Below are 6,778 nucleotides of genomic sequence, written 5' to 3'. Positions count from 1 at the left end.
GGAGGTATCTCCCGCGGGCCAACCCCCCCCCCCTTGCTCCGGGGGGAGCGGCCTTCCCCCGCGATCAGTTGTTCAGCCAGTCCAGAACCCCAAGCCCTGCCTTACGCCCGCTGGCAAAACACGCCGTCAACAGATACCCCCCGGTCGGCGCCTCCCAGTCGAGCATCTCTCCGGCACAAAACACTCCCGGCAATTCCTTGAGCATCAAGCGCTGATCCATCGCCTCAAACACAACTCCACCGGCGCTGCTGATCGCTTCATCCAGCGGGCGAGGGCGCACCAGCTCAATCGGCAAGGCCTTGATCGCCTGAGCCAGCAAGGTCGGATCGGCAAAGGTCTGTGCATCGGTCCGTTCGCGCAGCAGCGCCGCCTTGACCCCGTCCAGACCCAGCTGACTGTGCAGGTGCTTGGCCATAGAGCGGGAGCCGCGGGGCTTGGCCAGGGCCTTGTGAATGTTATCCACAGTGCGATTGGGCAACAGGTCGAGTAATACCGTGGCGCTGCCAGCGCGGTTGATGGCTTCACGGATCTGCGCCGACCAGGCATACACCAGGCTGCCTTCGAGCCCTTGCGCGGTGACGATGCACTCACCCAGGCGCGGTGTCTGCCCGGCGAGGCTGAGGGCGATGTTTTTCAGCGGCGCGCCGGCGAACTTATCCTTGAGCAGGTCACTCCAGGCGTGCACTTCGAAGCCGCTGTTGGCAGCCTGCAAGGGGGCGACCTGAACACCTTTATCCACAAGCCATGGCAACCAGGCTGCATCCGAACCCAGGCGTGCCCAACTGCCGCCGCCCAGGGCCAGAATGGTCGCAGCAGGCTTGAGGGCCAGTTCGCCCTGTGGATAAGCCATCCGCAAGCTGCCATCGGCATTCCAGCCAAGCCAGCGGTGGCGGGTGTGGATAACTACCCCGGCGTCGCGCAGGCGCTTGAGCCAGGCGCGCAACAGCGGCGCGGCTTTCATGTCGCGGGGAAACACCCGGCCAGAGCTGCCGACGAAGGTTTCGATACCCAGGTCGTGAATCCATTGGCGCAGGGCATCGGCGTCGAAGCCTTCGAGCAGCCTGGCGATTTCGCTGGAGCGCTCGGCATAACGTGAGATGAACGCCGGGTAGGGCTCGGAGTGGGTGATGTTCATGCCACCGACTCCGGCCAGGAGGAATTTACGTCCCACCGACGGCATCGCGTCGTACAGGTCCACCGCAAGCCCGGCCTGGCCAAGCACTTCGGCGGCCATCAGCCCGGCCGGCCCGCCTCCGATAATGGCAACGTGTGGGCGGTTGGCGGAGCGGGTGTCGGTCATGGTCGGCTGCAAGCTGGAAAAAAGAGCCGGCATTCTACCTCAGCGCGCTAGGCGGAAGCACTGAGCAAAAAATGAACAGTCGCTTCAAGCCCACGCGGGTAAAGGGCTGCAGGGGCTTTCACTCAGGTTATCCACAGGCGGCTCCACAGTCATTGTGAGTAACCCAGCACCCGCTGGGCACTGTGATGGAGAATCCCGTGGCGGCGCGCCAGGGCCTGACGGTCCTTGCTGTAGCCGCCGCCGATGAGTCCGACCACTGGAATATCGCGGCCCAGGCACTGGCGCAGCACCAGCTCATCACGGGAGGCGACGCCTTCATCGGACAGTTGCAGATAACCGAGGGCATCGTCTTTATGCACATCGACACCGGCGTCGTACAACACCAGGTCCGGACGGTACATCGGCAGTAGATAGTTCAAGGCGTCTTCGACCACCTTGAGATAAGCCTGGTCGCCCATGCCCCGCGGCAAAGGGATGTCCCAGTCACTCTGGGCCTTGCGTGCCGGGAAGTTCTGCTCGCAGTGCAAGGACACGGTGATGGCGTCGGGAGTGTCATGCAGAATTCGCGCGGTGCCGTCACCCTGGTGCACGTCGCAGTCGAAAATCAGCACCTTGTGCACCCGTCCGGCCTCCAGCAAGTAGTGGCTGATGACGGCGAGGTCGTTGAAGATGCAAAAGCCGGCAGGGTGGTCGTAATGGGCATGGTGGGTGCCGCCCGCTAGATGGCAGGCGATGCCATGTTCCAGCGCCTGTTCGGCGGCCAGCAGCGAACCGCCAACCGCCCGCACGGTACGCCGGGCCAGGGCTTCACTCCAGGGCAGGCCGAGGCGGCGCTGGTCCTCGCGTGACAACTCGCCGTGCATGTAGCGCTCGATGTAATCGCGGTCATGGGCCAGGGCGAGAATATCGTTGGGGCAGATCTGCGGGCGCAACAATGCCTGGTCGGTGGTCAGGCCGCTGTCGATCAGGTGATCGCGCAACAGGCGGAACTTGTCCATCGGAAAGCGGTGCTCGGCGGGAAACGCCGGACTGTAGTCATCGTGGTAGATCAGCGGCAGCGGCATGGCAGGTTCTTGAGCAGGGCAGAAGCCGATCTTGCCAGTTGCGCTTGTGGTTGCGCTACCTTGTAGGCAGACCGATGACTTTTCCACAGGCGAACTCAAGATGCTGGCTTCCTGGACATTCTGGGCGTTGCTCTCGGCCGTGTTTGCGGCGCTGACCGCCATTTTTGCCAAGGTCGGCATCAGCGGCATCAATTCTGACTTTGCCACCTTGCTGCGCACCGTGGTGGTGCTGATCAGCCTGGCGCTGATCCTCTTTGCCACCGGCCAGTACCAGTCGCTGGGGTCGATTTCAGCGCGCAGTTATCTGTTTCTGGTGCTTTCCGGGCTTGCTACGGGGGCTTCCTGGATCTGTTACTTCCGCGCCTTGCAACTGGGCCAGGCTTCCCAGGTTGCCCCTGTGGATAAACTCAGCGTGGTGCTGGTTGCAGTCTTGGGAGTGACCCTGCTCGGCGAAAAGCTCGACCTGCGGCAGTGGCTTGGCATCAGCCTGGTCACTCTGGGCGTAGTGATGCTGGCGTGGCGCTGACGACCATTCTCGGCGACGTTGCTACCCGGCGTTTGACCGGCGCTTGCAGGGCCAGGCGACCATAGAAAAACAGTGCCGTCAGCCATGTGCTCAGCCAGACGAAGATGCCTGCCCAAAAGGTGTGCGACATGTAGTGCCAGCCTTGCAGTACCCGCGTCGTCCCATAGACAAACCCCAGCAGTAGAATCGCGACCAGCAGTTTGCGCGCGTGTTGCCAGCGATGACGCAGGGCGACGAAGTACAGCGCCAGCAGGGTAAAGCCGCTGGAGGCATGGCCACCTGGCCAGCAACGACCGTCCCCGGCCTTGTCGAACCAGGTGAAGTGCTCGTACCACTCGGTGCGCAATTGCTCACCGCCGTAGAGGGTGGTTTCTACCGGGCAGTACACGCTGGTATGGCTCTTGAGGTAGTGAATCACTGTGGTACTCAGTGCGAAGGCCACCACCACGAAGAGAAAATCACGCCGATGCGCAGCGCTGAAGTGCAGCACTGGGGTGATGCGTGATTTGCGCAACAGACGGCTCTGGGCGATGTGCGGATGCCTGGCCAGGAGTGGCCAGATGAACGACAGCAGTGCACCGATGATGGCTGCTTCGCCGGCGCCGTTCGGCAGGATCCGCGGCCATTTGTGCGTGACCTTCTCAAACCATTGATCATGCAACAGCGGGAACTGGCCGGTGACAGGGTCGAGCAGCAGGTTGCTGATCTGACGGTCCAGTGAGGTCAGATCAAACAGCAGGAATACAACGGCGGCGAGCAACAGGGGCATGCCCAGATTGACCAGGTAATACGCTTTGCGCGAAGCGGCCTGCATGTTCACGTCCTTGTGCTGTTCAGGAGCTTTTGCCATTGGTCGGCGTTCATCTGGCCGAGAATTCTGGGTTTGCCGTTGGCGGCGACCGAGACGAACAAGGCACTGGCGTAGTCGCTGGAGCGCAGGCCACCTGGCACGTTCAGTTCGCGCTCCATGTGGTCGATGCAACCGCTATGGGTTACGAGTACCAGGTTGTGCTGCGGCGTCTTATGCGCCAAGGCCGCTTCGGTGAAGTCCTCGTCGCACTGTTTTACCCAGTCCTCACTGCTGATGGCCTTGCCGAAGATGAAGTGTGCGGTCTGTTGCGTGCGGACTTCCGGGCTACTGAACACATCGGCGGCGTTCAGACCCAACTGCTGCAAGCCTGTACCAACCGCTGTGGCCGCTTGGCTGCCGGCCACGGTAATACCGCTAGGGTCGCCGAGGCAGGTATTGTTTGAACGATCACAGCGTTCGGCATGGCGGATCAGCACGATCACCGCACCCTTGGACCATTCACGGTACACACCGCTGCTGTGCATTTGCTTGTCAGTGCCCAGGTCCACGATTCGAGTTCTCGTTGATGCCCATGCGGTAAGGGTGGCCAGGGCAAGTACGATGCACAGGCCGATGAACAGTGCTTTGACTGAGGCTGAACGTCGTCGCTTGAGCGGTGACAGGGCGGTGTTTGACAACATGCTGCTACTCCATAACGCACAATCGGATCGGGTGGCAGCCGGAAGGGCCAGGTACCACGAGCGTGGCTGCACTGTAGGCGGCACCCCGTGCAGAGCAGGTGAAGTGGATGTGAAAAAAATCTTCACGGTGCAGGCTGCAATTCTCTGCGCCTGCCTACGCTGTAAACTGCAGGTGATGTGTTCAGGAGCAGGCCATGACCCCCATACTCAAACTGGAAAGCGCACGGCTTGAGCTGCGCCAATGGCAGGACGATGACCTCGAGGAGTTCGCCGCCATGTGTGCCGATCCGCAGGTCATGCGCTACTTTCCCGCGCCGCTGACGCGCCTGGAAAGTGCCGCCCTGATCGGCCGTATCCGCGGCCATTTCAATGAATTCGGGTTTGGTTTGTGGGCGTTGGAGCGCAAGGACTCTGGCGCGTTCATCGGCATGACCGGCTTGCTCAACGTCGGCTTCGATGCCGATTTCACCCCCGCCGTTGAGATCGGCTGGCGCCTGGCCCGCCGTCATTGGGGCCTTGGTTTTGCCAGTGAAGCAGCATGGACCAGCCTGCGTTGCGCCTTTGCCCAGTTGGGCCTGGAGCAGGTGGTGTCGTTCACCAGTGAAAGTAATTTACCGTCGCAGAAAGTCATGCAGGCGATTGGCATGCAGCAGGATCTGGACGGGAGCTTCCTGCACCCGAAACTGCCCGAGGATCATCCGTTGCGTGCCCACGTGCTGTACCGCATCAACCGGGCCCAGTGGCAACAAACCCTGCGCGGCTGAATTGCACAACATACAGGTGCGCTATGACAAACCCTGTATCATTTGTCGCAGGTGCGCATTGCTTTGGAGAATCTTGAATGAGCCACGTGTTGGACGATCTGGTCGACCTGCTGAGTCTGGAAGCCATTGAGGAAAATCTGTTCCGCGGTCGGAGTCAGGACCTGGGCTTTCGCCAGCTGTACGGCGGCCAGGTATTGGGCCAGTCGTTGTCGGCCGCCAGTCAGACCGTCGAAGAAGCGCGGCATGTGCACTCTTTGCACGGCTATTTCCTGCGTCCGGGCGATGCGGCGATGCCGGTGGTCTACTCGGTTGACCGGGTGCGCGACGGCGGCAGTTTCAGCACCCGGCGGGTGACGGCGATCCAGAAGGGTCAGCCGATTTTCACCTGCAGTGCTTCGTTCCAGTACGACGAAGAGGGTGTTGAACACCAGACGCAGATGCCCGCCGTGGTGGGCCCGGAAAACCTGCCATCGGAAGTTGAGTTGTTCCAGCGCATGGCCGACCGCCTGCCCGAGGCGATCCGCGAAAAGATGCTGTGTGCCAAGCCGATCGAGATGCGTCCGGTCACCGCAGAAGATCCGTTCAACCCCAAGCCCGGCGACCCGGTGAAGTACATCTGGTTCCGTGCCGATGGCAACCTGCCGGACGTACCGGCGCTGCACAAATACATGCTCGCCTATGCCTCGGACTTCGGCCTGTTGACCACGTCGCTGCTGCCTCACGGCAAATCGGTGTGGCAGAAAGACATGCAGATCGCCAGTCTCGACCACGCGCTGTGGTTCCACGGCAACCTCAGGGCCGACGAGTGGCTGCTGTATGCCATGGACAGCCCGTGGGCCGGCAATTCCCGCGGATTTTCCCGAGGCAACATTTTCAACCAGGCCGGGCAGCTGGTGGCTTCGTCCTGCCAGGAAGGACTGATCCGTCATCGCAAGGATTGGGCATGAGCCTGAACGATATCCGTCATTGGGTGTTCGACATGGATGGCACCTTGACCGTGGCGGTGCATGACTTCGCGGCTATTCGCGAGGCCCTGGAGATTCCACCGGCTGACGATATCCTCACGCACCTGGCCGCTTTGCCGGCTGCAGAAGCGGCGGCCAAGCACGCCTGGTTGCTGGAGCACGAGCGTGATCTGGCAATCGGCTCGCAGGCTGCGGTGGGGGCAGTTGAGCTGGTGCGCGAGCTGGCCGGACGTGGTTGCCAGCTGGGTATTCTTACCCGCAATGCGCGGGAACTGGCGCATGTGACCCTGGAGGCCATCGGCCTTGCCGACTGCTTTGCCCAGCAGTACGTGCTGGGCCGCGATGAGGCACCGCCGAAACCGCACCCCGGCGGCTTGCTGAAGCTGGCCGAGGCGTGGGAGGTGGCGCCGAGCGCGATGGTCATGGTCGGTGATTACCGCTTCGACCTCGATTGTGGTCGGGCGGCGGGCGCGCGGACCATTCTGGTCAACCTGCCGGACAACCCCTGGCCGCAGTTGACCGACTGGCATGCGGCGGATTGCCGGGCGTTGCGGGTATTGCTTCAGGGTTGAATCCATCGCGGGGCAAGCCCGCTCCCACCACCCACTGGTAGGAGCGGGCTTGCCCCGCGATGATGAATTAGAAATCCCAACGCGTGGTCAACACGA

At 61.9% G+C, this 6,778-nt stretch carries 8 protein-coding genes; 4 read left to right on the top strand and 4 right to left on the bottom strand.

Annotated elements, in window-relative coordinates; genetic code table 11:
* Positions 1 to 64: 64 nt before the first annotated feature.
* Together ACO6VD_RS18680 and ACO6VD_RS18675 are read right to left on the bottom strand one after the other, a co-directional pair.
* Positions 65 to 1,300 carry a TIGR03862 family flavoprotein gene (locus tag ACO6VD_RS18680; protein ID WP_422421178.1) on the bottom strand — a complete coding sequence of 412 codons (1,236 nt, stop codon included), beginning with the start codon at positions 1,298 to 1,300 and terminating at the stop codon, positions 65 to 67.
* 149 nt (positions 1,301 to 1,449) lie between these two features.
* Positions 1,450 to 2,364 carry a histone deacetylase gene (locus ACO6VD_RS18675; protein WP_422421175.1) on the bottom strand — a complete coding sequence of 305 codons (915 nt, stop codon included), beginning with the start codon at positions 2,362 to 2,364 and terminating at the stop codon, positions 1,450 to 1,452.
* Between the two features lie 100 nt (positions 2,365 to 2,464).
* Between ACO6VD_RS18675 and ACO6VD_RS18670 the strand changes: the two genes are divergently transcribed.
* Positions 2,465 to 2,890, top strand: coding sequence for an EamA family transporter (locus ACO6VD_RS18670; protein ID WP_422421174.1), 426 nt, complete (start codon positions 2,465 to 2,467; stop codon positions 2,888 to 2,890).
* On the opposite strand, the gene ACO6VD_RS18665 is transcribed toward ACO6VD_RS18670, so the two are convergent.
* Together ACO6VD_RS18665 and ACO6VD_RS18660 are read right to left on the bottom strand one after the other, a co-directional pair.
* Positions 2,856 to 3,704: a phosphatase PAP2 family protein gene (locus tag ACO6VD_RS18665; RefSeq protein WP_422421176.1), complete on the bottom strand. Its 849-nt coding sequence runs from the start codon at positions 3,702 to 3,704 to the stop codon at positions 2,856 to 2,858. The two genes, ACO6VD_RS18670 and ACO6VD_RS18665, sit on opposite strands and share 35 nt — an antisense overlap.
* A gap of 2 nt (positions 3,705 to 3,706) precedes the next feature.
* Entirely contained in the window at positions 3,707 to 4,381 is a 675-nt protein-coding gene (locus ACO6VD_RS18660; protein ID WP_422421173.1) for a histidine phosphatase family protein, read from the bottom strand.
* A gap of 194 nt (positions 4,382 to 4,575) precedes the next feature.
* Here ACO6VD_RS18660 and ACO6VD_RS18655 point away from each other — a divergent pair, with 194 nt between their 5' ends.
* From ACO6VD_RS18655 to ACO6VD_RS18645, 3 genes are all read left to right on the top strand, one after another.
* A complete protein-coding gene (locus tag ACO6VD_RS18655) occupies positions 4,576 to 5,145 on the top strand; it encodes a GNAT family N-acetyltransferase (RefSeq protein WP_422421171.1) in 570 nt (189 codons plus the stop codon).
* Positions 5,146 to 5,222: 77 nt separating this feature from the next.
* Positions 5,223 to 6,092 carry an acyl-CoA thioesterase II gene (gene tesB / locus ACO6VD_RS18650; RefSeq protein ID WP_422421170.1) on the top strand — a complete coding sequence of 290 codons (870 nt, stop codon included), beginning with the start codon at positions 5,223 to 5,225 and terminating at the stop codon, positions 6,090 to 6,092.
* The gene (locus ACO6VD_RS18645) at positions 6,089 to 6,682 is read left to right on the top strand and encodes an HAD family hydrolase (protein WP_422421168.1); all 594 of its coding nucleotides are present in this window, start codon (positions 6,089 to 6,091) and stop codon (positions 6,680 to 6,682) included. The genes tesB and ACO6VD_RS18645 overlap by 4 nt, the downstream gene beginning before the upstream one ends.
* Positions 6,683 to 6,778: the final 96 nt, after the last annotated feature.

It is taken from the genome of Pseudomonas sp. GZD-222, from assembly GCF_049310525.1.
In the GTDB taxonomy this organism is placed as follows: Bacteria; Pseudomonadota; Gammaproteobacteria; order Pseudomonadales; family Pseudomonadaceae; genus Aquipseudomonas.
This window is presented reverse-complemented; position numbering and strand designations above follow the sequence as displayed.

Bases quoted from the DNA above. Each gene is read 5' to 3' on its own strand.
- tesB (WP_422421170.1), top strand. From the start codon at position 5,223: ATGAGCCACGTGTTGGACGATCTGGTCGACCTGCTGAGTCTGGAAGCC.
- ACO6VD_RS18645 (WP_422421168.1), top strand. From the start codon at position 6,089: ATGAGCCTGAACGATATCCGTCATTGGGTGTTCGACATGGATGGCACC.
- ACO6VD_RS18665 (WP_422421176.1), bottom strand. From the start codon at position 3,704: ATGCAGGCCGCTTCGCGCAAAGCGTATTACCTGGTCAATCTGGGCATG.
- ACO6VD_RS18660 (WP_422421173.1), bottom strand. From the start codon at position 4,381: ATGTTGTCAAACACCGCCCTGTCACCGCTCAAGCGACGACGTTCAGCC.
- ACO6VD_RS18675 (WP_422421175.1), bottom strand. From the start codon at position 2,364: ATGCCGCTGCCGCTGATCTACCACGATGACTACAGTCCGGCGTTTCCC.
- ACO6VD_RS18680 (WP_422421178.1), bottom strand. From the start codon at position 1,300: ATGACCGACACCCGCTCCGCCAACCGCCCACACGTTGCCATTATCGGA.
- ACO6VD_RS18655 (WP_422421171.1), top strand. From the start codon at position 4,576: ATGACCCCCATACTCAAACTGGAAAGCGCACGGCTTGAGCTGCGCCAA.
- ACO6VD_RS18670 (WP_422421174.1), top strand. From the start codon at position 2,465: ATGCTGGCTTCCTGGACATTCTGGGCGTTGCTCTCGGCCGTGTTTGCG.